Source organism: Bacillus sp. ISL-77, from assembly GCF_018613105.1.
The window spans coordinates 90,815-115,125 of the sequence record NZ_JAGGQY010000047.1 but is presented as its reverse complement, the minus strand read 5'-3'; the positions used below and the strand labels follow the sequence as shown (position 1 = coordinate 115,125).

Sequence of the window (24,311 nt, the reverse complement as noted above, 5' to 3'; positions counted from 1 at the left end):
GTTTCTTAACATATGTATTTTCCCCTTTTGTCGTTTCCTTTTATGCAGATGATAAGGTGAATAAACTGGGATTATCTAAGAAAATATAATGAGGATAAAGTATGTTCGTGTTGGAGGGAACGAAAATGACAAAGTATTTAGGCCTTCATGAAACATTAGACCTTCATGAATTGTTATCATTTAAAAATCTTTGCTTAACTAAGGCGACAACGATGAGTGTTTTGGCCCAAGACGAGGAACTGAAGACAATACTTTCAGGGGATGTCACTACAGGTACCCAGCATATACAACAGCTACAGCAGTTTTTGAGAGATCGGAGGGAAAAGCAGTGAATCATTTCATTCAAAACATGATGGGAATGGGCGGAATGACTGACCAAGTCATTGCAACTGACTTTCTCATTTCCGCAAAGGCCGGTGTGAGAAATTATGCTGTTGCGATTACGGAAACCGCTACACCAGAATTGAAAGCAGCCTTACGAGCACAATTAAATGACGCCATTGCTACACATGAAAAAATAACCAACTTTATGGTAGCAAAGGGTTTTTATCATCCACATGATCTAAGTGAGCAGCTGCAGGTGGACCTAACAGTGTCAGATACGGCATTAAATCTTGCACAAAAGAAGGAAAATGCCTCGATTAGATTATAAGAAAAAGGGAGAACGCTTTGTTCTCCCTTTAAATGATCGTGCACATTTCCTTTAATTTCTTTTTATCTATTTTTCCCACATGGGTTTTTGGCAGTTCTTCTAAGAAAATGAATCGCTTTGGAATTTTGTATCGACCTAATTTATGCTCGCAATAAGGTCTCAATTCTTCCTCTCCTACAGTTGAAGAGTCTTTTAACACAATAAAAGCGGTTACAATTTCGCCCCATTTTTTATCCGGCAATCCGAGGACTGCGACCTCATCTATGTCTGGGTGTTCCGCGAGCCATTGCTCTATTTCAAGCGGATATACATTCTCTCCGCCTGTGATAATCATATCTTTCTTCCGGCCGACAATATAATAGAAGCCTTCTTCATCCCTTTTGGCTAAATCCCCTGTATGAATCCAGCCCTCCATCAACGTTTCCGATGTTGCTTGTTCATTATTCCAATAAAACGAAAAAGCATGCTTCCCTTTAATTAATAGTTCACCAACCTCATTGTTTTCTGCTTCTTGGCCATCTGATTTTACTAATTTTATCGAATTAAACAGCATCGGTTTACCGACAGACCCACGTTTTATTTGGGCATCTTCCGGGCTAATATAAAAATTATTCGGCCCTGCTTCCGTTAACCCATACCCCTCTTTAAAGGCTAACCCCTTTTTTTGAAAAGCCTCATATATTTGTAGAGGACAGGGCGCAGCACCTGATAAAAAGATTTTCATTGTCGGAAAATCGCTGCCTTGAAAGTCATCGGTTTGAATGAGCAAATGATACATGGTAGGCACCAAGAGAATAATCGTACAGCGATGACGATTGATGGATTCCACTGCCTTTTGTCCGGTAAATTGATCGCCTATAACAACAGTTCCACCAATCATAAGGACAGGGATACTAAGCGCATTTATTCCACCCGTATGAAACATCGGTAAATAATTTACCGTAACATCCTCAGCTGTTAAGCTCCAACTTATTATTGTGTTCATTGCATTCCATAAGATTGACTGATGACTTAACACTACACCCTTAGGTTTACCGGTTGTTCCCCCTGTATAAATCATCGCCAACGGGTCGGTTTCAATGATATCTTCTGTAAAACTATCTCTAATTGGATACGAAGAAATTTCAAGATAATTTTCCGCTCTAATTAAAAAGGAATTCGGGCAAACGTTGGTTAATTGTTCGTAGATCGTCTCAAATTGCTGATGAATACCAATTAACACGGGTGTACAATCCTGCAGTATTTCGCTGATCTCATGCTGCGATAATCGCCAATTCAGAGGAACCAAGATGGCTCCCAATTTTCCACAGGCAAATAATAAATCAAAATAGCTAATATCATTAGGTGATAAAAGGGCAACCCGATCGCCTTTTCTAACACCTTGGGACAGAAGCCAGCTTGCTACAGACTTTGCACGTTCATTTACTTCTTTAAACGTCCAAGCTTGGTTTGTTTTTTCATCTATAATTGCATCCTTTTCCGGAGATAATCTTGCTCTATTATCAAGCCAATCCAGTTCCCACCTCACCGAATAATCGCTCCTTCACTACTAGATGCAACTATCTTACTGATTTCCAGTTACAAGGGAGTTACATAATCAGACTCTATTATCGGATAAGAAAGGTTATCGACTCATTTTTGAAGGATATCTACAAATTGCTCACGTGTAACCCTCTTCTTATCTTTATAATTCATTATCTAAAAATTGTGTAATTGCGTTTACTAGCTGTGGAAGATCATCCACCAATGGGGAGTGACCACAATTCTTTAACTCAATAAACCTAGCTTTTTCCCCTAGGTCCTCTAGTAATTCCTTCGTCATGTCTCCAGTTACCACATAATCACGGTCTCCGCTTAGCACCAGTACTGGTACCGTAATATCATCCACTTTCCCATTTCCTTCAACTAGTCCATTATGATGGTGGCTGATATTAAACGTGTTATTGGAATGATGAACCTCAGCTAAGTTCCGCTGGGTTCTCATATCTTGAACATACGCATCATAAAGTTCAGGTGCAGGCTGATTGTGAGTATAGATAACAGCGTTCCAAATGAGCTTCAATAATTCAGTGTTATTCGTGTCATAAGCGGTTTGGACAGGTATTGTTTTCGTAACATCCCTTTTGATCTCTTCATGTAACGCAAATCTCCGCGGCTCATCATTTTCATTTAATTTCCCGTCAAATGGATAGCCACGGGTGGATTCAGATGCTAATAAAATAAGTTTGTTTGCATACCCAGGGTAATCCGCCACAAACTGCATAGCAACCGCACCACCGGTTGACCATCCAACAACCGCAAAATCCTTTAAGCCTATTTCATCAACAAACAGCTTTACATCATCTGAAAAATCTTTTATAGACATTACTAGTTGGTTATAGGTTGAACCGCCAAATCCTCGTAAGTCAACCGCATATAGTTTATATTTGGCATCCAAATTCTCAAGCACCAAATCCCAGTGCTTCGAAGAAGTCATATTTCCGTGGATTAACAAAACTTTTATTTCTCCTCCATCCCTTTCCCGATAAGTAAGTGTTTCGCCATTTGTAAGTTTAGCTTCCTTTAATGTCACATTAACCATCCAGATCAACCTTCCCCCATTTAATTGTAGTTGCTCCCCACGCATAGCCAATTCCAGCACTAACTAAAACGACAACATCGCCTTCTTTTACTTTTCCATCTGATAAGGCCAACTCCAAGGACAATATCTGATCAATTTGCCCGATATGACCATAATCTTCTAGATAAATAGACTGCTCTTCGGACAAACCCAGTTCTTTTAAAACATATTCATGTGCGGACTTTTTCATGTGAAGGATACCAAGATAAGAAATATCCTTCTCGCTAAACCCACTTTTCCTTAAAGATTCACGAATGACCTTTAGAAAATTATTCATTGATTTCTGTTCGAGGCGCTTCTTCATACCTTCTGGATCGAGAACATCGAGCTTATTAAGCCGCTGAGCAATAGCCTCTTTTGTAATGGGGTTCTTAGTCCCTCCGGAAACAACGACGACGTCATCTGAAAAAGAACCATCAGTAATTATTTCCGTTTCCATTAATAGGTTTTCGTTATGCCCTTTTTTTAAAAGTATCGCTCCACCGCCAGCACCGAGATTAAACATGAAACGGGTCCTTGGATTGTCGTAATCAATGAAATCCACATTCCGATACCCACCTGCAAGAAGAACCGTTTCAATACCTGGATCAGCAATCATCATAGATTTTGCTACTTTTAATGCCATGACAGTTGTTCCGCATCTTAAGGCAACATCAAATGCCCATGCATTCAAAGCTCCAACTGCTTCTTGAAGTTTAATACCAGCGGTCCACAGAGGGTATTCCTTATGTTCCTCACCAATATAAATGACAAGGTCAATCTCCATTGGATCGATTCCTGCTTTAGCAATAGCTTGTTTGGCAGCGACGATCCCCATTTCACACGTATGGTCTTCTGGTCCTGGGATATACTTTTTCTTTATGCCCATTTTTTCTTCAACAACTGAAACAGGGATATCGGCCATTTCTGCAATTTCTTTTCCAGTCAAAAATTGTTCAGGCAAATAAATGCCCGTGCTCAGGATCCCGATTTGCAAACCTAATCACCTACCTCTCTATGCTTTTTCCGCCATTGCCTTCATAAAAATCAGCGCTTCTTCAATCGATTCAAATAATGTTTCTCTGTCCTCTTGAACATGGGTAACTTTTATTCTCCATTGTTTCTCGCCTGTTTCCTTCTCAAAAGCGGCCAACTGAAACCGAACAACAAAAGAAGCAATTTGATTTAACTCCATTCCTTCCTCCTTCTATCCCGCCAGTTTCCCCTCTTTTTTTGCGGATGGTTGTTTTTTTCTTTTCCATGAAAGCGTACTTAACGTACCAACAATTCCACGAGGGAAAAACATCACCACCAAGATATAAATTATCCCGAAGAAGATTATCCAACGCTCAAAAATCCAATGCTCTTTCGCTAATTCTGTCAGCCAATCATGAGCAAATTCAATTAATCCTGCCCCGATAATTGCCCCAATTAATGTTCCAACCCCGCCAATGATCGTCATTAATAAGGCATCTAAGGTGATATCCATTGAGAACACACTCGTATTCACAAATCGGAGCGAAATCGCATATAAAATCCCTGCAACACCCGCCAGTACTCCAGATACAACACTTGCGGCAATTTTATAATGAAGAACATGATACCCTAATGATTCCGTTCTCTGCTCATTTTCTCTAATTGCCTGTAACACGCGTCCCAACGGTGAATTGGTAAATCGCTTCAGGATGAGAAAAACGGCAACCATAACAATAAGACTGAGGAGATAAAAATTAGTTCGGTCAATAAACAATTCTGGGACCCGAAAAGTGAACCCATCATTTCCATAGGTCAAGGTCCGCCACTTTTCCGCTAGGACGAGGAAAAGGCCAGATAAAGATAGGGTTAGCATTGCGTAAAAATGACTTTTCAAACGTAGTGTAAGCAACCCAACAATGAAGCTGACCACAGCTGTAAGCACAATTGTTGTTAAGACTGCCAGTAAAAAGAAAATAAGCGTTGGTTCAAATCGTTTCATAAAAATGCCCATTGAATAAGCTCCAATTCCAAAAAACATGGCATGCCCAAATGAGACGATTCCCGTAAAGCCCAATAAGAGGTCATAGCTCATCGCAAAAATTGAAAACACAAACACTTGTGTTAACAAAATCAATAGGTTTCTAGATTCATAAACAAAAGGTAATAGCAGCAGAAAAGCGGCGACGACTAAAAATATCGCTGTCATTCTATTCCCTTGAATAAATCTCAATGTATTTTCACCCCTTCGCTCCAAATAAACCCTGCGGCCGAATAATAAGGACAATTGCCATTAGGAGCATATTAACTGCCAGTGAGAGGTCCGGGACATAATAGGCCATAAAAGAACCGGAAAGCCCTACTAAGATGGCGGCTAAAACGGAGCCCTTAAAATTGCCCATCCCCCCAATGACGACAACAATGAACGCTAAAATGGCAAACTCCATTCCCATACCCGCATGGATTACTCCCGAATATGGTCCAAGGAGGACACCACCTAGAGCAGCCATTCCGGCACCAATCATAAACACAAACATAAATACCCTTTGAATATTGATTCCAAGCGCCTGAACCATTTCTTTATTCATGACGCCAGCTCGGACCACTAGACCAATTTTGGTCTTTTTGAGTAAAAATTGAACGCCGGTAAAAATGAGAAATCCCACAAAAATGATAAAGACTCGATACTTAATAATAATGACGCCGCCAAGCTCCCAGCTTCCTTTTAAATAATCGGGGGGCGATGCGGTTATTTGATTAGGACCCCAAATGACTTTCAGCATTTCGGATAAAACCAGCATTAAACCAAGAGTAATTAATATTTGCTGGACATGATTTCCATACACCGGTTTAATGATCCACTTTTCGGTAATAATCCCTAACAGAAATCCTGTTAGGATGGCGCCAATAATTCCAATCATAAAGCTGCCTGTTTTCGAGTAAATCCAAAGACCACTATAAGCTCCCCAGGCAAATAACCCGCCATGAGCAAAATTCAGCACGTCCATCAAACCAAAAATGAGGGTTAAACCGGCGGCTAATAAAAAAATCAGCATCCCTGTTGCCAAGCCATTTAAGGTTAAATTCATGAGTAATTCCACAAAGATGTTCCCCCTTCCTTACGCAATCCCTAAATATTTTCGTTTCATTTCTTCATCTTCTTTTAATTGCTTCATTGTTCCCTGACTTACAGTTCTTCCATCATCGATAATGTAAAAACAATCACCAATCGTGCTTGCCATCATGAAATTTTGTTCCACTAACACAATGGTGGTTTGATCTTTCATTTGTAAAATAGATTCCATCACCTTCTCAACCACGATGGGGGCCAAGCCTTTACTAGGCTCGTCAATTAACAAGAGCTCGTTTTCATTTACATAGGCTCTGGCAATCGAAAGCATTTGTTTTTGCCCGCCGCTTAAAAGGCCGCCTGGTTTTTTCCAAAACTTTTTCAAGTCTGGAAACAACTCTAAAATCGAATCCATCCTTTTAGCCGTTTCTTCATTTTCTTTCTGAATTGCCACGCGCATATTTTCCTCTACTGTTAAACCTGCAAAAATCCCTTGATCTTCGGGGACATAGCCGATACCCTTTTTAGCAATGGAATAGGTGGGAAGTGTTTGTATTGTTTCTCCTTTAAAAGCAATACTTCCCTTCGAAGCTGGATTTAGTCCCATAATGGTTCGTAATGTCGTCGTTTTTCCTGCTCCATTTCTTCCAAGCAGTACCGTTACTTCGCCTTTTTTCACCTCAAAGGAAACACCTTGTAGAATATGGTATTGACCAATATGCGTTTCTACTTGATCAAGCTTCAACAGGTCGTTCATCAAAATGACCTCCTAAATAGGCAGACTGAACGGTTTCATTTTTCATGATTTCTTCAGGAGTTCCGTCTGCTAGCAGTCTTCCATTAAATAACACCATCACTGAATCTGATAGATCCAAAATCATATCCATTTTGTGTTCAATCAGGACAATCGTCCGGTTCGCTTGTGCTTTTATTTTTTTAATAACTTCTAATATCGCTGGAACTTCTTCAAGCGACATCCCCGCTGTTGGCTCATCTAATAAAAGTACCTCAGTTCCAAGAGCCAGCAGCATCGCAATCTCAAGCTTCCGCTTTTCCCCATGCGCGAGGTTACTTGCTAGTGAATTCTTTTTTTCATCTAATAGGACCAATTTCAACCACTCAAGAGCCTTTTCTTCAAATACCCGGTACTTTTTATAGTGGAACAACATTTGGTAACGAATTCCTGCTTGCGATTGAACGGCTAACCTGACATTTTCTAAGACTGTTAGATTTGGAAAGACATTAGTGATTTGAAAAGAACGGCCGATTCCCACCCTTGTTCGATTCGTAGATGAAAATCTCGTAATATCTTTGCCGCGATAATATATTTTTCCTTTAGTAGGAGTTAATTGTCCGCTTAACAGGTTGAAAAAGGTTGTTTTCCCGGCCCCATTTGGGCCAATAATTGACTTGAAGTGTTTTTCAGGAACGGAAATACTGACGGAATCCACTGCAGTATGACCGCCAAACGTAATTGATAAATCATCGGTTTCAATAAGTGTAGACATTCGTTTCACCACCTAAGTTCTTAGCGTAAAATAAGGAAGAGGGTGACCAGCAATTTATGTCGGTCAAACCCTCGTCATTTTTTATCAGTTGAGATGACTTTAACTTATTTATTCCGTATTGGTGGTGCAGTTTCTTCAGGAGATAGCTCCCTGATCAGTACTGGGACTGGGTATGGAACACCATCTTTCTTCTCCAGCTTAATTGCATACAAGGTTTGCAGTGCCTGGTGATCCTCTGGTCGGTAAGTCATCTTTCCTTTCGGTGTTTCAAAGCTCATACCTTCCATGGTTTCGATTAATTTATCAGCATCTGCAGAACCTTCCGTTTTCTTCAATGCCTCTACAATCGAAATAGCAGCACTCATCCCCCCTGGGGTAAATAAATCAGGAACTTCGTTGTTAAATCTCTTCTTATGTTCCGCTACGAGCCAGTCGTTAATTTTATTTTTCGGCAGGTCATGATAATAAACAGTAAAACCTTCCATCCCAATCAACGGCTCCATTGTTGATAAAGCAGCAATATCCGGGGCTCCAGTCGAAATTTTGATTCCTTTTTCTTGAACCTTCATATCGGACAACTGTTTCCAAGGGGAGTTTGCTCCGGCCCATACCACAAATAAGTAATCAGGTTTTGCGTCAACTATTTTTTGAATATTAGAAGTAAAATCTGTCGCTGCTGGATCCGCATATTCTTCCTTCACGATTTCAGCACCCAGCTTTTGGGCGGCTTTCTTAAAAGCAGCAACACCATCACGACCAAACGAATAATCCGGAGCAAGTGTCGCTATTTTCACTCCCTTTTTTGCAATCGTTGCAGCACCTGCTACGGCATCTTGAGAAGAGTTACGTGCTGAATGGAACATATACTTATTAAACTCTGAACCTGTAATGCTATCAGCTGCTGCAGGTTCAACCACCATTATCTTTTGATATTCTTCAGCGAGCGGTAAGACGGCCAAGGTATCCGCAGAACTGGAGGATCCAACAAGGAAATCTACCTTATCTTCCTCTAATAGCTTTGTTGCTTTTTGCACAGCTACTTCCGGCTTCGTTTCTGTGTCTTCCACAATGAATTCAATTTTTCTGCCAGCAACCTCCAATTTACCTTCGGTTGCATAATCAAGGCCTAGCTCAAAACCTCTTAAGGTTTGCTTTCCGTAGGCTTCTAAAGCCCCAGTTTTGGAGGCAAGCACGCCAATTTTGATTGGATCTTTATTTTCCGAACCACCATTGTCTTTCGAGTCTGATGATGATTGATCTGAGCTGCATGCACTGGCAAACATCATCACAAAAATAAGTAAACCTAAAATTGCCCATTTCCCTCTATTACCCTTCACTCTTTTTCCTCCTTAAAATGTTTAATATCAAAATGGCATAGCTTTGATTTTATGATAGGAGATGGAAGTTACAAACTAGTTACAAAAATAGAAGCAGCCTCTTATTAAGGCTGCTTCATTGGATGGACGACTTTTTCTGATTCAATGATCATCTGATACATATGCTTAGTCGGTTCTAACGGAGTTACTCCTAGTTCTTCCTCTAATACATCTGTACATTTTTGATACCATTTCATCGCTTGAGGACGGTTATTTTTCCGGTAATAACAATACATGAGCAAACGATACGCTTCTTCCCATGTTCGGTCGCGTTCAAGAATTTTTTCACACCAGAATATAGCCGTCTCGTAATTTTCCTTGCGAACCATTAACTGGGCCATTTTCTCGGCCCCTCGTAAAAAATAAACGAGCATGCTCTCTCTTTTGTTAATACACCAATCATCATAACGGCGGTCAGGTAAGTATTCTCCTTGATAAAGTTGCAAGCCCTTTTCTAAAAAGTTAATGACTTTATCAGGATCAGATTCTTGTAATCCTTCTAGAATCCATGTTTGAAATTGGGTCGTATCTAATTCAATCACAGCATTCGGATTTAGCCCATAGAACAAGCCTTCCCTTATTATAAAAAATGGTGCAGCTCTCGCCTTCCGTAATGGTTCCAGCACATTTTGCAGACTATTTAAGGCCACTTTAAAATCACGGTCCGCACTTTTTTTATCTTGATAAGGCCAAAGGATTTGAATGATTTCATCCTTGGCAATCGATTCACTTACTGTAATTAATAACTGAAACAACTCCTTGGCTTTTTCTCTTTGCCAATCCTTCTCCCTAACTTCCTTCTCACCGAGCCATAGTTTGAATTGACCAAGAGTTTGAACCCGAATTGTGTAACCAGGATGTGCTTCAAACATGGCCACTCCCATTTCCCGAAGGATTTTCTCGACATATGGTTTTTGAATTTCCTCTTTCCTGCATTCAATTAACAAAGGTACAAACACTTGCAAATCCTTTGGACTAAATACAGATCTCTTCTGAAAAAAGAATTCAAAATCGTGAACTTGGACGGAACGTAAGAATTCAGTCATCGTTTTCATAAATAAATCTGTTTCTTTCTGTAAATAATAAATATAGGAAAACCAGAACTTGCTTAACATTAGCCCAAATGAATCTTCACATTGTTCGAATAAAGAATTGGCTTTTTCTAAAAACAGATAGGCCTTAGGCAGCCGTTGATTATAAATACAGGCGATCCCCATGCAAAGGGTAATTAAAGCAGAAAGCCAGACATCATGGACTTTCTCTGTCTCTTGAAGAGCTTTTTCGCCTGCATCTAAGGCCCGATGGAGTTCTCCACTCGTTCCATATAAAATACAGAGACCCATTAGTGGTTCCGCTTTCCCTCTGTCGACATTCAATTGATCCATAATTTCTAAAGCAGTCTGGTAGCAGTTTTCAGCTAAGTTTAATTCATATTTATTTAGAATCTGTACGGAATGACCCATGCGAATCCAGCCACATGCCTCAACAAATGGGGCCTTTAGGCTTATTCCTTGCTGAATTCCCGCTTGTGCAAGTTCTTTTGCCTTTAATCCCTCGCCCGTAAACGCTTCAATTAATGATAGTAATAAATTGGTTTCACGGTGTGCTTGCGGCAGGGACGTAACCTTAGCCCCGTTCTTTTCCTCTTGAAACAGATAAAGCAATTTCTTCGCCTCATCAAAACGCCCGGTTCTTAAATACAATCTTGCTTGTAAATTTCCGTTCGGACTTGAAGACTTCGATTCCTGTGTCTTTTTGATCCATTTTTCTGCCTCAGATGATTTACCCGAGTTTAGCAGATTCTCCGATAGCAATTGATAAAGTTTACCCTTTTCCTCAACTGAACCATTGGTTTTTTCTCGATAGGTTATTGCCTCATATAAATACCTCTCAGCATGCTGCGGCTGAATTGTATCTAGATAAATTTTGGCTTTCCCTTCTAATGCTTTACTCATCCCAAGATAATCTTGCCTTTTTTCTGCCATAGAATAGGTCCGATTATAACAATCCTCTGCCTCTGTATAGTGGGAACGATAGCGATGGACTTCTGCTTTTAAATACCAAAGATGGTAATAAACATCCATATCTGAATCAGGAATCATCGTTAACTGATCATATAAGCTTTCCAATTTTCCGCTTTCAAGCATCGTTAAGCCATTCAATTGTAAGATGGAGGCAATCGCTTGATAGTGATTGATTTTTTTATAATGATGGAGTGCTGCCTCCCACAGTTTCCTTTTCTCATAAAAACGAGCACATTTTTCGTGGAGTCTAGCATAGTTTCCCGGGTTATTTTTTTGAAAAGTATTTTCGAGAAACTCTTTAAATAAGGCATGATAACGGTAGTGAGTTAATCCAATCTTTTGGATAAATAAATTTCGGTCTTTTAGCTGTTCAAGCATACTGGAGGCTCCATGAATCCCAATTACCTCATCACATATTTCTTCCTCTATCTCTTCAAAGATTGAAGTTTGTTCTAGAAACTGCTGGATTATTAGGGGCTGCTTTGAAAAGACTTCCATTACTAAATACTGAAAAAAGTCTTGAAGGGAATGCGAAGAGTGTTCAAAAAGCTCAGATATATCATTCTTTAGTGGAATCTGAGTGGCAATCATGCACAAAGCTATAACCCAGCCTTCTGTCATTTGGTAGATGGTTTGGAGGTGTTGAGATTCAACTTCTAATCCGTAAAGATCTGTTAATAACAGGTCCATCTCTTCAATCGTAAGGACTAGGTCATCTCTTGTAATCTCTAATAATTGCCCACAGACCTTCATTTTCGTCAAATGCTTCCATCCTGGACAGCTCCGGCTTGAAATAACTAAATGAAAATTGGCAGGGATGTGTTCAAGTAATTTTTCAATCCAGCTATTGATGGCATAGGAATGTTCAATTTGATGGAAGTCATCGAGGATTAAAGTAATCTCTTCATTTATCGATAAGATTTCATTAATAAACAGGGAACACAAAACACCTAATTCCTCATCGCGAATATAACGATCCATTGATTCGATGTATGTAACTAGTTCGGTTCCAAAGTCAGGAGTAATTCCGCGAATGGAATGGATGATATAGGTGAGAAAAGGAAGGATATCATCATCGATCGATGAAATGGAGTACCAGCAGCCTGGAATTTTTTCATCCCTCATAAATAAAGCAAGTGCCGTACTTTTCCCAAAACCAGCCCCAGAATGAATAAGGGTCAAAGGGTATTCAGGGATTTTCTTCATTTTCTGAGTAAGCTTAGCCCTTCTGATAAAGTCATCTTTTACAACTGGAATGCGCAGCTTTGTTTGAATGATCGGCAGATTCAAATGATCGGCCCCCTTTCCATTTTCGCAATATTTACACTATTTTACCATATTGGGAGTAATAAGTGTACGAGTAGGAAGGAAAACACAATCAATTGTTAATTTAAACATAAGTGGGGATTTTTTCTATGTAATTAAAAATAAATAATGGAAAAAACTATAGAAATAAGAACTAAGGAGGGGTTTCTATGCTTGAAAAATGTTTTTATTGTACCACTGAGATTGAAGAAAGACAGTTGCACTATGTCTCATTTGTATCCTCAAACCAGGAAAGAAATGAATCACTTTGTGATGAATGTTATAAAGAATGGTTGGAAGGTTTGAAAGGTTAAAATCCTATTTGGTAGTGAAGTTATAACAAAACAGCTGTGACTCCTCCCCTATAAAAATGGGTGGGTCACAGTTTAATTGGAGTGTTGCGTCATTGTCCATCAAAAAAAAGGTGCCATTGATTTTTTGCTTGTTGGTTTTTTTGATTTTATTAACCAATAATGCCTTTCATTATATTCGTTCAAAAAACCAGCTGCTCGAAACTAATGAAAGAGAAATTGAAATGATCACTCAAGAAGTGTCATTCCAAGTTGAGAATATAAGAGAAGGCACATTGTATGTTGAAGATATTCATGCCAGAGAATTAAGGACAGCATCGTTAGCGATAAAACATGCACTGCCACCTAACTATCAAGATATTACAAATGAGCAACTAAAGAAACTTGCCCAAGAAGTAATGGTATCGCATATAACCCTTTTAGCGAAAACTGCAGATGATATTATTGGTGTTCGGTCATCAGACCATAAGGAAATTAATATGTCTACCAAGGGATGGGGATATTGGTATGATGCCTTTCACCAATTGTTTGCGTTAACGCCTGTTTCTGTTGGAAAAGGTTTAACCTTGCCTTACTTTTGGTCTGGGCCGATTGAGATTGCTTCTTCCAATCCCAAGCATACGGATAAATGGGGCTATTATTTTGATGGCACGACCAACTATATTATCAATCCTTATTTTCGTGACAATGAAGTATTAGAGTATGAACGACGATTTGGACCTGGGGAAGTAATAAAAGGTTTTACAAAAGAACGAGGCATCTTAGAACTGACAGTGTTCAATCCAAAGAACTTCGGTAAAAAGAAAGAAGTTGTCACTTTAAACGGTAATAGTTATATTCGTATTTCTGCCAAACCAGTATGGTACGGATCATATAGATATAAAAACTATCAAGTTGATGCAAAATTTATTAAACAGGCGATAAATTCAAAACAAGTGCAATCCTACAGGGATGATCTTAATGGTAAAGATATAATGAAAACCTTTGTACCAGTTTTCTCCACACCCACTGAACCATTTGTCATCGGCCTTGTTTATAATTATGGGCTCATTGAGAAAGAACTCACTCATGAACTTTTTGTTCATATTTTACTTTCCTTCTTTATTATGATTATCGTATTTATTATCAGTTTGATTTTTTCCCGTTCGATTACACAGCCAATCGGTTATATCGTTGAGCAAGTGAATGAAATTGCACAAGGTAACTTTAATAATAAATTACACTTAAAACGAAAAGATGAATTAGGCCTGCTTACGGAAAATGTGAATGCCTTATCTAATGATTTGCAGAACTATGTGAATGATTTGAATAAGAGCAAAGAATTAATTGAATACCAGGCATATCATGATCCATTAACTGGTTTGTCTAACAGAAGATATTTTTCAGAAAAATTAAAACCTACTATCGAACACGCAAAAGAAACCGGTGAAACGGTTTCGGTTTTATTCATTGATATGGATCGTTTTAAACAGGTGAATGACTCCTTTGGACATAACATAGGGGATGAAATACTGAAAATCGTTGCCGAGCGGATTACTGCGTGTTTGCCTAGTGATAATAGTATCATTACTAGACAAGGCGGTGATGAATTTATTATTTTGCTAATGAATCTTGACCTCTCAGCAACAAAAGCTACAGCAGAAAAAGTTGTCAATACTCTTAAAAAAACCTATCTATTAGATGGCAACGAAATTTATCTCAGTGCAAGCTGTGGTATTAGCTTATTTCCAGAGCATACAAAAAATATGGAAGCGCTCGTTGTTTATGCTGACGTTGCAATGTACTCTGCGAAAAAGCAAGGTGGTAACAAAGTCATCGTTTATACCGAGAAATTAATAGAGTCGAACATTGAAAGACCAAAACTTGAAGTTAGGTTACGAAAGGCCATTGAAAATGGCAAGGTAGAAGTTTATTATCAACCGAAGGTTACTGTTGATTCCGGTAAAATTTATGGAGCTGAGGCACTATTAAGATGGAATGATGATGAACTCGGATTTGTCTCACCCGAACTGTTTATTCCGATTGCTGAAGATATTGGCTTAATCCATCCTTTATGGGAATTTGTTATGAAGGAAGCTTGTCATCAGGTGTGCAAGTGGAATCGTAACCGTCCTAACCCGATATCAGTTTCAGTTAATTTCTCGGCCCATCAATTTCATGAACCTTTTAGCATGGTAAAACATGTCACAGAGATTCTGAAGGAAAGTCAATTGGGTTCTAATAATTTTGAAATAGAAATTACCGAAAGCATTCTCTTGAATAATTCAACGGAAATTATTCAATCACTTAAATTGCTTAAAAGCATGGGCATTGCTATTGCGATTGATGATTTTGGAACAGGATATTCTTCCTTAAGCTATTTGAGAAATTTACCAATCGATACCTTGAAAATTGATAAATCATTCATTCAAGATATCCATGAAGATTATGCAAATTCAGAGATCCCAGAGGCGATTATTAACCTTGCTCGAAGTCTCCATCTCAATGTAATCGCAGAGGGCGTCGAAAAAGAGTATCAAAGAGATTTTTTACTATCGAAAAATTGCATTCAAATGCAGGGCTATTTATTCAGCAAACCGTTAAACACAGAGGAGTTTGAGCAATACCTTCGAAAGGATCAAAATAAAAGTGGAGAGATTATTTAATAAATCTCTCCACCATATTAACCCTGCTTCCTCTATAATCTATATTTAGTATCTTCGCTGACATAGTTGAAAATGCACTTTGGATTCCTTGTGCGAGCTGGTTTCCTTTTCCCTTCTCCGTAAAACAAAGAACAGTTGGTCCTGCACCGCTTAGTGCCACTCCGAATGCACCATTGGATTTAGCATAATCTACTATTTCTTGATAAAAGTTAATCAATGGTTTTCGGTACGGTTGGTGAAAAAGGTCCTGCTCCATCATTTTCCCTGCCATCTCCCAGTTTTGAGTTAATAGGGCCGCTACCAAAAGATTTGCAGTAGAAGAAGCTTGAATGGCCTCTTCACGAGAAAAAGCTGCTGGAAGCACCCCGCGTGAGTCCTTTGTTAAGAGGATCTCATCTGGAATAACTGCTACCATCTCAAAAGAAATATTAGAAAAGCTTAATATATCTACTTCGTTTTGTTTATATGAGCCGATGACCAGTCCACCGAAAAGAGAAGCACCCACATTATCTGGATGACCCTCAATCTCTGTTGCGATTAGTAGCTTTTCTTGCTGTGTTAGACCTAGCCTTCCTACCGTATCCGCTAGTTCAATCCCCGCAACTATCGCTGCTGCACTTGAACCAAGCCCACGTGCTAGCGGAATATCACTTTCGACTTTTATTTTGCAAGGATGTAATTCGATGCCATAGTTAGATGCCGTTTTAATAGCAATCTGACAGATAAAATGGGTCTCATCAGTTGGGAGGGATTTCAATTCATCACAAGCAGACCGAATATCCCACTTTTGGCTCTCCTCCACCTCTAACGTCAAATACAAATCAACAGCTAGTCCCATTGAATCAAAGCCTGGGCCTAGATTTGCTGTACTTGCAGGTACATTGATGGTAAAACGATCATTTAATGTCACTATAGACAACTCCTCGAATATGTTCAGTCACTGCCTTTTCATCATTTGGTAATGGGATTGGCTTACTCGTATATATTCTTCTAATAATCCTGGCCAGCTTATAACGATTTCCTCACTACCCGATACGCACTTTTTATTTCCTTAACTGCCTGGAGATCATTTAATTCTTGTAAAATTTGATCATAATTAGTTAATGATGCTCGATGTGTCACTAAAACAATTTCTGATGTTTCGTTTTTCTTAACAGGCAGCTGTAAGATCTTTTCAAAGCTGACTCCATATTTTGCAAAGATGGTGGTGATATCAGCGAAAACACCAACCTCATCTTGCACATGAATCCTTAAGAAATATTTAGAGTATTTCTCCCCATTATCTTTTAATTGCTTTGGATATTGAGGTGTCACAGCACTTCGTCCATTTACCCCAAGCCTTAGATTTTTGATTACCGCGACTAAGTCCGAAACGATTGCAGTTGCAGTTGGCAAGCTTCCAGCACCTGGTCCATAAAACATAGTTTCACCAACCGATTCACCATAAACGTAAACGGCATTATATTCATTTTGTACCGAAGCAAGTGGATGATTATTTGATAAGAACGTAGGGGCCACACTTACCTCGACTTTTTCCCCTTCACGATGGGCATAGCCAATTAGTTTCATCGTATATCCTAATTGTTTTCCATAGCGCAAATCTTCATCGGTTACCTTCGAAATACCGGACACCTGTACATCTTCCAAATCAATATGCATCGAAAAGCCTAATGTCGCTAAGATTGTCATTTTACGGGCGGCATCTAGTCCTTCTACATCCGAGGTAGGATCTGCTTCGGCAAACCCAAGGTCCTGTGCTTCCTTGAGGACCTCTTCATAGGAACGGCCTTCGTCGCTCATTTTGGTTAGTATATAATTGGTTGTTCCATTTACAATTCCCATCAGCTGCTTAATTCGGTCAGAGGCAAGTCCATCGACTAATCCTCGCAGAATGGGGATCCCTCCGGCAACACTTGCTTCATAAAACAAATCACAGCCGTGTTCAGAAGCTACGGTTAACAGTTCCGAACCATGCAAGGCCATTAGATCCTTATTCGCTGTAACAACATGCTTACCTTGACGAAGGGCAGTGATTAAATAATCTTTTGTATCTTGTACTCCGCCCATTACCTCGATTACAACATCAATTTCCTCATCGAAAAGGATTTCTTCCGTGTTTGAGGTTAAAACCTTAGCATCTATTTCAACTGGTCTAATTTTATGTATATCTTGGACAAGTATCTTTTTTATTACAACCGGGCAGCCCACCTGGTGGATTAATTTATCTTGATTTTTTTCAATAATTTTTACTACCCCACAACCTACAGTGCCTAAACCCAATAACCCAATCGAGATTGCTTTCATGTTTTACCCTCCTACTTATTTGTCCACTCAAGGCATACAATTGTTTCTCTGTTGTAGACATTATATGATTCTCTTTATTTTTTTACAATAGGTTTGTTTCTAGTAATTATAGTGTAACCGCTTACTACCGTATTATAAAGGGATTACTATTATTGAGCAAAATTTTTCAGCAAAATCTGAAATATTTTTTCTCTTTTATCCCTTTACAATATTGAAGGTATGGTTGTAGAATAATCACTATATTCAGTTATTTTTTTGAAATTTCAATCTTTTAGAGATCTTCCATAAATGAAAAGTGATGACGAAGACGTTATTAAGAAAATGCTTCAGAGAGCTGGTGCTTGCTGCGAACCAGTGCAGTTTTCTTAAGATGCCCAGCCCTTCTGAACTGGCCGCCGAAAGTTTTAGTAGGCGGTGCCCGGTTGAAACCGTTAACTTGTTGAGGCTGCTTTTATTTTGCAGCAAAAGAGGGTGGCACCACGCGTTTATTCACGTCCCTCATAACAAGACAATTCTGTCTGTTATGAGGGACGTTTTTTATTAGAAATTAAAGGAGGATTCAAAAATGTTTAAAGTCCTTGTTACCGATGGAATTAGCAATACGGGGTTGAAAAGCTTAATAGATCATCCTAATTTTACGGTAGACCGACAGCCAACACTTCCGACAGACGAGTTAAAAACCATCATTGGCGAATACGATGCTCTTATTGTCCGGAGCCAAACGAAAGTAAGTGAAGAACTGCTCAAAGCAGCTGGCCGTCTCCGTGTGATCGCTAGAGCAGGTGTCGGGGTCGATAACATTGATGTGAATGCGGCAACTAGAAAAGGGATTATTGTCATCAATGCACCTGGTGCTAATACAATTGCAGCAACCGAGCATACCTTGGCAATGATGTTATCATTAGCAAGAAAAATTCCCCAAGCCCATCAGAAAACGACCTCCGGCGAATGGGACCGTAACTCCTTTAAAGGGGTGGAATTATATAAGAAAACACTTGGCGTAATTGGCATGGGTAAAATTGGAACTGAAGTGGCGAAACGAGCAAAAAGCTTTGGGATGAATATTTTAGGGTTTGATCCCTATCTAACTGATGAGCGCGCAAAGAAACTGGGCATGACGAAAGCCAGTCTCGATTTAATTGCTCAAGAATCAGATTTTATTACGATTCATACACCTCTAACCAATGACACAAGAGGACTTATTAATGATGACTATTTGCGAAAAACCAAAAAAGGGGTCCGTTTTGTCAATTGTGCGCGCGGCGGTGTTATCGACGAAAAGGCACTAGTTAGAGCCATTCAGACAGGGCATGTGGCTGGAGCAGCCCTTGATGTTTTTGAAAAAGAGCCTGTTGCCGACCCAGAATTACTGCAAAATCCAAATATTATTGTAACACCGCATCTAGGGGCTTCCACGGTTGAAGCTCAAGAAAAAGTTGCCCAAGAGGTAAGTGCAGAAATCATTGAGATTTTCGAATCTCAATCCATTCAAAACGCGGTTAATATGCCGCAAATGTCAGGGGAAACACAGGCGAAACTGCAGCCATACTTACTGCTTGGTGATCAAATGGGGCAGCTTGTCATTCAATTATTAAACAAACAGGCACCTACTAAAATTGAAATTAATTATTATGGCGAATTAATCGGGGAAGATACAGAATTGTTAACTCGTACGATGCTTAAAGGTGTCCTATCTTATCATTTAAGCGATTCGGTCAATTTAATTAATGCTCTTCACCTGTTGAAGGAACAAGGAGTTTCCTATAATGTTGTAAAAAATGCTTCGAATAAAGGCTTTGCAAATTATATGGAACTGAGTGTTACCAATAATTTTGAGACGGCCAAAATTGGTGCTACGGTCTTAAATGGCTACGGAGCTAGAATTCTAAAAATCAATCAATACCGGATTGATGTCAAACCAGAAAAATACCTGTTATATATTAAGCATCGTGACGTACCAGGGATGGTTGGTAAGGTCGGTTCTCTATTGGGTGATCACCAAATCAATATTGGAACAATGCAGGTTGGTCGAACAGAGGTCGGCGGCGAAGCTATCATGGTTTTAACCCTGGATAAGACATTAAATGCTAATGTCATTCACGCCTTAAAATTAATTGATGGACTAGAGGAAGCACAAGTCTTGGAGTTATCAAATGTGGATTCTTTTGAACCGGGACGTATGGAAATAGAAAAAGTAGAAAGTATCTAGGCAGGGGAAGAGGGATTGCGATCAAGCAATCCCTCCTTTTTGCACCTATAATATCCCTTTCAAATCGAGCACCGTATCAAGAATATATTCTGCTTCATGCTTTTCAAAATCACTTCTCGCATCTTTTCCTGACAGACCAGTTAACACCGCGGCAAACGGGCAGCCCAGTTGTCGAGCCGCTAACAAATCCGCCAATGAGTCGCCAACCACTAGAACGGTCTCCGCATTTTCAAGCGGCAAACGCGTATTTAAACAATCCTGAACTGATGCTTCTTTTCCGAGAAGTCCCATGATATATGTAAATGGATGCGGCTTCGACAGCGACTTCCTTTCGGGCAGCTCTTTTTCCGCCATTAGCACTTCATCAGCGGTGACGATCCGATTCACTTCAAAATGCTTTAACCAATCTAAATGCTGGAACGGCTGAATTGTTTCTAATTCAGGCCTGCCTGTCCCGATTCCAATCGTGAAACCTGATGAATTTAAGAATTGAAATAACTCATCAATTTCCTGCCTCGAGGCTAATGTGGTTTCATTTGCCAGAAAGCCCTTTTTCCCCTTTTGAACCGAGGGTCTTCCCGTAGAGGCAAGAACATGTTCATCCCCCACATACCATTCTTGGGATACATGCTCACAAACGGACCAAAGTTCTCCCTTTTTAAAAATAGAAGTTTCGACCCCAAGCTTCTCCTTCGCCAACTCATTCAAATAACTAAACAATTCCTGCTTCGTTGCTTCTGAGCGTGAAAACTCTTCCACAAACAAACTGAAATTCATCTTTACACGATAATTACTCAACACCCTGCCAATTTCCAATAATGTTTCTCTATTGATTGGTGCCTGACACCATTTAGTGATTTTCTCAAATTCAGTATCCTTAATTTGTGACAACAGGTGGATAAGTTGGTGGCAGAATGATAGATAGATCATGTCCCAGTTGGCGTTTAAGCCGCGTGATTTCATAAACTTGAGAACTTTATCGTTTTCAAATACTAACTCTCTTATTTCCTTGATTTCATCTTCACTATAATCCGTTATAAATTGCTCTGGTTCAAGTCCCAAGTAATTACAGCTAATCAACATCTCCCAAACGGTTAAGGCGGAAGCATCAAAATAATGCTCCTCGCTTAAAAGTACCCCATCTACGTCAAACAAAATTGTTTTAATCACTTATCCCACCCTCATTTCCCAGTTTGCTTTTATACGCTATCGTAACACAGTAGGACAATCAATTTGAAGTAAATTGTTTAATAAAACTGATAATAATCTTAAATTTCATCAAATTAAAATAAAAAGAACAAGCCGTGTATGAGGTTCTCAAAATGCACGGCTTATTCCTATTAAAATAGATCTACCCTTTAATTAAACTTTCTTCAAGCGGCCAAGGTGGTAGCATTCTACTTAATGGTTTGTCCTCGCGATACCCGAGCGCATACTCCCCTTGCATGATTGTAGCTTTTAGTCGTGGTTTCTCTCGAAGAAAAAATGACTCCTATAAATCCAAACCTATCGATATATATTTTACTTCTAAAAACTCTTCGATGCCGTAATGTCCACCTTCTCGTCCAAGACCACTCTCTTTAAATCCCCCGAATGGTGCTTGAACGACTGAAGGCAGGGCATCATTCAGGCCAATGATTCCGTATTCCAGTTGTTCCGTGATTCTAAAGGAACGGCTTAAATTTTCTGTATACACATAGGCAGCTAATCCGTAACAAGAATTGTTTGCTCGTTCAATAACTTCCTCTTCCGTTTTAAAGGTCGAAATCGGAGCGAGTGGGCCAAAGATTTCATCCTTCATGCACTCCATTTCGTCATTAATATTGGTCAAAATTGTTGGAGCATAGAAATAGCCGTTGTCTTCCGCAGGCTTGAGCCCGCTATAAGTGACTTTTCCACCCTTTTCAACTGCATCCTTGACCAGTCCTTCTACTTTTTTATAAGCGGCTTGATCGATTAGTGGACCGATATCTGTTCCCTCTTCCAGTCCGTTGCCAACTTTAAGCTTTTCTAATTCTGCTTGAAAAAGCTTAATAAATTTGTCTGCTATCCCTTCTTGCACAAATACTCGGTTAGTACAAATACAAGTCTGACCTGCATTACGAAATTTTGATTGCACAAGTCCTTCAACGGCTTTCGCTAAATTTGCATCATCCATCACAATAAATGGGGCATTCCCGCCAAGTTCGAGCGAAACCTTTTTGACTGTTTCAGCGGCACCTCGCATCAACGTTTTTCCAACTTCTGTTGATCCTGTAAAGGTAATTTTTGTCACGCGTGGGTCCTTCAGCCACGATTCGCCAATTTCTGACGACCGTCCAGTTATTACGTTCAAAACCCCTGCAGGAATTCCGGCTTCATGGGCAAGCTCAGCCATTTTTAATGCTGTGAGCGGTGTTTGATTAGCTGGTTTTACAACGGCTGTACAGCCTGCTGCAAGTGCCGGCGCTACTTTTCTCGTAATCATTGCCGCCGGGAAGTTCCACGGGGTAATCGCCGCTATCACACCAACTGGTTCCTTTCTAACTAGGATTCTTTTATTTGGATGCGATGCCGGAATCGTTTCACCGTACACCCGTTTTCCCTCTTCGGCATACCAAGAGATGAAGCCATTTGCATACTGAACCTCTCCAAGTGCTTCTTTTAGCGGTTTACCCTGCTCAATTGTCATAATCCGTGCAATATCATGCTTGTTTTCTTCAATTAAATTGAACCATTTCATCAGCAACTTGTAACGCTCTTCCGAAGTTTTCTTCGACCAGATTTTGAAGGCTTTATGGGCTGCATTGACAGCCTTTTCTGCTTCATATGCGCCGCCTGTTGGCACGGCACCAATTACTTCATTTGTTGCAGGATTAATAATTTCTGTTATTACCTCATAATCACTTCCAACCCATTCTCCGTTAAGATACATGGGATAAATTTGATAATTTTTCTTTACAGTATCCATATTTTATTCCCCTCCAACGTATATGGCAGGATCATTTTTATAAACTGCTTCCATTGCTTCTTCAAGAATTTGTAGTCCTTCTTCCAGTTGGTCATCAGGGATCGTTATGGGCATGAGCAGGCGAATAACATTGCTATAAATCCCCGCGCTAAGTAACATCAAGCCACGTTCCCCTGCAGCTTTCACAATTTTTCCAACCGCTCCTTTATCGGGTGTTTTCGATTGTCTATCCTTGACGATTTCCATCGCACACATGGCACCCAGGCCGCGGACATCACCAATGCCTTCAAAACGTTCCGCAAGGAGGTGCATTTTTTCGAGCACGCGGTCTCCTATATTTCTGGCCCGGTCATTCAGTTGTTCACTTTCAATAATATCTAATACTGTCAGCGCTGCCCGGCATCCAAGCGGACTTCCCGCATAGGTTCCGCCGATTTCGCCAACTTCAGCGGTATTCATAATATCTGCCCTGCCAATCACGCCACTGATCGGAACACCAGCCCCCATTGATTTCGATATCGTAATTAAATCAGGCACGACTCCAAAATGATCGATGGCAAAGTACTTTCCGGTCCGCGCGAACCCGGTTTGGATTTCATCGGCAATAAACAAGATTCCATACTGTGTGCAAATTTCTCTTACACGCTTAACAAAGGCAGTGTCAGGGACGATAAAGCCGCCTTCTCCTTGCACTGGTTCCATTACGACAGCTGCAATCGTTTCAGGAGCAACTTCCGCCAGTAAAAACTGTTCAAATTGTTCAATAATCATATCGCTATATTGCTGCTCATTCATTCCTTCAGGGCGGCGGTACCCATAGGGATATGGCGCCTTGTAAACCTCTGGTGCGAATGGTCCAAAGCCATATTTATACGGCTTCACTTTACTTGTCATCGTCATTGTCATTAACGTCCGTCCATGGAACCCTCTTGTAAACGAAACAATTCCCTGGCGCTTTGTATATTTCCTGGCAATCTTTACAGCATTCTCAACCGCTTCTGCACCACTGTTAAAAAAAGCCGCCTGCTTGTCAAAATCACCCGGGGCAAGCTGGCAAAGCCGCTCGGCTAAAGTTATATACGATTCATACATCATCACATTAAAGCCCGTGTGGATAAATTGACTAGCTTGTTCTTGAAGAGCTCTAACCACTCTTGGATGTGAATGGCCAACATTTATCGTTCCAATAGCGCCAGCAAAATCAATATAACAATTACCGTCGACATCTTCGACCAGGGCTCCTTGCGCTTTTTTTACAAAGGAATGGCAGTTATTGCTGATTCCTTTTGGGACATATTTATTTCTCCGCTCCAAAATTTCCATTGATTTCGGCCCAGGTATCTCTGTTTGGAGCTTAACATATTTCTTTTCCACCTCTGTGCTCC

Annotated in this window: 20 protein-coding genes and 1 other annotated feature; of the genes, 5 read left to right on the top strand and 15 right to left on the bottom strand. The window is 39.9% G+C overall.

What is annotated here, in order from left to right; translation table 11 throughout:
• Positions 1 to 125 precede the first annotated feature (125 nt).
• Positions 126 to 332 (top strand): hypothetical protein, encoded by a 207-nt coding sequence (locus tag J7E77_RS19645; protein WP_168245425.1) that lies wholly within the window; start codon positions 126 to 128, stop codon positions 330 to 332.
• Positions 329 to 652 carry a spore coat protein gene (locus tag J7E77_RS19640; RefSeq protein ID WP_214716586.1) on the top strand — a complete coding sequence of 108 codons (324 nt, stop codon included), beginning with the start codon at positions 329 to 331 and terminating at the stop codon, positions 650 to 652. The genes J7E77_RS19645 and J7E77_RS19640 overlap by 4 nt, the downstream gene beginning before the upstream one ends.
• Before the next feature lie 28 nt (positions 653 to 680).
• On the opposite strand, the gene J7E77_RS19635 is transcribed toward J7E77_RS19640, so the two are convergent.
• The 10 genes from J7E77_RS19635 to J7E77_RS19590 form a co-directional block, all read right to left on the bottom strand.
• Positions 681 to 2,180, bottom strand: coding sequence for an acyl-CoA synthetase (locus J7E77_RS19635; protein ID WP_214716585.1), 1,500 nt, complete (start codon positions 2,178 to 2,180; stop codon positions 681 to 683).
• A gap of 156 nt (positions 2,181 to 2,336) precedes the next feature.
• Positions 2,337 to 3,233 carry an intracellular short-chain-length polyhydroxyalkanoate depolymerase gene (gene phaZ, locus J7E77_RS19630; protein ID WP_214716584.1) on the bottom strand — a complete coding sequence of 299 codons (897 nt, stop codon included), beginning with the start codon at positions 3,231 to 3,233 and terminating at the stop codon, positions 2,337 to 2,339.
• Positions 3,226 to 4,248, bottom strand: a complete 1,023-nt coding sequence (locus tag J7E77_RS19625; RefSeq protein WP_214716583.1) for a 3-oxoacyl-ACP synthase — start codon at positions 4,246 to 4,248, stop codon at positions 3,226 to 3,228. Before J7E77_RS19625 ends, phaZ begins: the two co-directional genes overlap by 8 nt.
• An 18-nt stretch (positions 4,249 to 4,266) precedes the next feature.
• Positions 4,267 to 4,446 carry a hypothetical protein gene (locus J7E77_RS19620; protein WP_088089358.1) on the bottom strand — a complete coding sequence of 60 codons (180 nt, stop codon included), beginning with the start codon at positions 4,444 to 4,446 and terminating at the stop codon, positions 4,267 to 4,269.
• A gap of 12 nt (positions 4,447 to 4,458) precedes the next feature.
• Positions 4,459 to 5,457 (bottom strand): branched-chain amino acid ABC transporter permease, encoded by a 999-nt coding sequence (locus tag J7E77_RS19615; protein WP_374102991.1) that lies wholly within the window; start codon positions 5,455 to 5,457, stop codon positions 4,459 to 4,461.
• Between the two features lie 7 nt (positions 5,458 to 5,464).
• On the bottom strand, positions 5,465 to 6,325 hold the full coding sequence (locus J7E77_RS19610) for a branched-chain amino acid ABC transporter permease (RefSeq protein ID WP_168245429.1): 861 nt from the start codon (positions 6,323 to 6,325) through the stop codon (positions 5,465 to 5,467).
• Between the two features lie 18 nt (positions 6,326 to 6,343).
• Entirely contained in the window at positions 6,344 to 7,051 is a 708-nt protein-coding gene (locus tag J7E77_RS19605) for an ABC transporter ATP-binding protein (RefSeq protein WP_214716582.1), read from the bottom strand.
• Entirely contained in the window at positions 7,029 to 7,802 is a 774-nt protein-coding gene (locus J7E77_RS19600) for an ABC transporter ATP-binding protein (protein ID WP_214716581.1), read from the bottom strand. Before J7E77_RS19600 ends, J7E77_RS19605 begins: the two co-directional genes overlap by 23 nt.
• A 104-nt stretch (positions 7,803 to 7,906) precedes the next feature.
• Positions 7,907 to 9,088, bottom strand: a complete 1,182-nt coding sequence (locus tag J7E77_RS19595; RefSeq protein WP_214716609.1) for a substrate-binding domain-containing protein — start codon at positions 9,086 to 9,088, stop codon at positions 7,907 to 7,909.
• Between the two features lie 155 nt (positions 9,089 to 9,243).
• Positions 9,244 to 12,492, bottom strand: a complete 3,249-nt coding sequence (locus J7E77_RS19590) for a winged helix-turn-helix domain-containing protein (protein WP_214716580.1) — start codon at positions 12,490 to 12,492, stop codon at positions 9,244 to 9,246.
• A 185-nt stretch (positions 12,493 to 12,677) separates the two neighbouring features.
• On the opposite strand from J7E77_RS19590, the gene J7E77_RS19585 reads away from it, so the two are divergent.
• Both J7E77_RS19585 and J7E77_RS19580 read left to right on the top strand, forming a co-directional pair.
• Positions 12,678 to 12,821, top strand: a complete 144-nt coding sequence (locus J7E77_RS19585; protein WP_214716579.1) for a hypothetical protein — start codon at positions 12,678 to 12,680, stop codon at positions 12,819 to 12,821.
• A 92-nt stretch (positions 12,822 to 12,913) separates the two neighbouring features.
• Positions 12,914 to 15,463: an EAL domain-containing protein gene (locus J7E77_RS19580; RefSeq protein ID WP_214716578.1), complete on the top strand. Its 2,550-nt coding sequence runs from the start codon at positions 12,914 to 12,916 to the stop codon at positions 15,461 to 15,463.
• On the opposite strand, the gene thrB is transcribed toward J7E77_RS19580, so the two are convergent.
• Together thrB and J7E77_RS19570 are read right to left on the bottom strand one after the other, a co-directional pair.
• A complete protein-coding gene (gene thrB, locus J7E77_RS19575) occupies positions 15,456 to 16,373 on the bottom strand; it encodes a homoserine kinase (protein ID WP_214716577.1) in 918 nt (305 codons plus the stop codon). The genes J7E77_RS19580 and thrB overlap by 8 nt on opposite strands.
• A 98-nt stretch (positions 16,374 to 16,471) precedes the next feature.
• Positions 16,472 to 17,767, bottom strand: a complete 1,296-nt coding sequence (locus J7E77_RS19570; RefSeq protein ID WP_214716576.1) for a homoserine dehydrogenase — start codon at positions 17,765 to 17,767, stop codon at positions 16,472 to 16,474.
• Positions 17,768 to 18,056: 289 nt separating this feature from the next.
• Positions 18,057 to 18,269: a binding site (T-box leader), on the top strand.
• A gap of 63 nt (positions 18,270 to 18,332) precedes the next feature.
• Here J7E77_RS19570 and serA point away from each other — a divergent pair.
• Positions 18,333 to 19,976 carry a phosphoglycerate dehydrogenase gene (serA, locus tag J7E77_RS19565; protein WP_214716575.1) on the top strand — a complete coding sequence of 548 codons (1,644 nt, stop codon included), beginning with the start codon at positions 18,333 to 18,335 and terminating at the stop codon, positions 19,974 to 19,976.
• A gap of 45 nt (positions 19,977 to 20,021) precedes the next feature.
• Here serA and J7E77_RS19560 read toward each other — a convergent pair whose 3' ends face one another.
• The 3 genes from J7E77_RS19560 to gabT form a co-directional block, all read right to left on the bottom strand.
• Complete coding sequence (locus tag J7E77_RS19560) at positions 20,022 to 21,146, bottom strand: HAD family hydrolase (protein WP_214716574.1); 1,125 nt, start codon at positions 21,144 to 21,146, stop codon at positions 20,022 to 20,024.
• Between the two features lie 322 nt (positions 21,147 to 21,468).
• Positions 21,469 to 22,890 (bottom strand): NAD-dependent succinate-semialdehyde dehydrogenase, encoded by a 1,422-nt coding sequence (locus tag J7E77_RS19555; RefSeq protein WP_214716608.1) that lies wholly within the window; start codon positions 22,888 to 22,890, stop codon positions 21,469 to 21,471.
• Between the two features lie 39 nt (positions 22,891 to 22,929).
• Positions 22,930 to 24,300 (bottom strand): 4-aminobutyrate--2-oxoglutarate transaminase, encoded by a 1,371-nt coding sequence (gene gabT, locus J7E77_RS19550; RefSeq protein ID WP_308160707.1) that lies wholly within the window; start codon positions 24,298 to 24,300, stop codon positions 22,930 to 22,932.
• Positions 24,301 to 24,311: the final 11 nt, after the last annotated feature.

What these genes read in the sequence shown, in the direction of transcription:
- J7E77_RS19620 (WP_088089358.1), bottom strand. Translation starts at nt 4,446, where the DNA reads ATGGAGTTAAATCAAATTGCTTCTTTTGTTGTTCGGTTTCAGTTGGCC.
- phaZ (WP_214716584.1), bottom strand. Translation starts at nt 3,233, where the DNA reads ATGGTTAATGTGACATTAAAGGAAGCTAAACTTACAAATGGCGAAACA.
- J7E77_RS19600 (WP_214716581.1), bottom strand. Translation starts at nt 7,802, where the DNA reads ATGTCTACACTTATTGAAACCGATGATTTATCAATTACGTTTGGCGGT.
- J7E77_RS19585 (WP_214716579.1), top strand. Translation starts at nt 12,678, where the DNA reads ATGCTTGAAAAATGTTTTTATTGTACCACTGAGATTGAAGAAAGACAG.
- J7E77_RS19595 (WP_214716609.1), bottom strand. Translation starts at nt 9,088, where the DNA reads ATGATGTTTGCCAGTGCATGCAGCTCAGATCAATCATCATCAGACTCG.
- J7E77_RS19645 (WP_168245425.1), top strand. Translation starts at nt 126, where the DNA reads ATGACAAAGTATTTAGGCCTTCATGAAACATTAGACCTTCATGAATTG.
- J7E77_RS19570 (WP_214716576.1), bottom strand. Translation starts at nt 17,767, where the DNA reads ATGAAAGCAATCTCGATTGGGTTATTGGGTTTAGGCACTGTAGGTTGT.
- serA (WP_214716575.1), top strand. Translation starts at nt 18,333, where the DNA reads ATGTTTAAAGTCCTTGTTACCGATGGAATTAGCAATACGGGGTTGAAA.
- J7E77_RS19605 (WP_214716582.1), bottom strand. Translation starts at nt 7,051, where the DNA reads ATGAACGACCTGTTGAAGCTTGATCAAGTAGAAACGCATATTGGTCAA.
- J7E77_RS19555 (WP_214716608.1), bottom strand. Translation starts at nt 22,890, where the DNA reads ATGTATCTTAACGGAGAATGGGTTGGAAGTGATTATGAGGTAATAACA.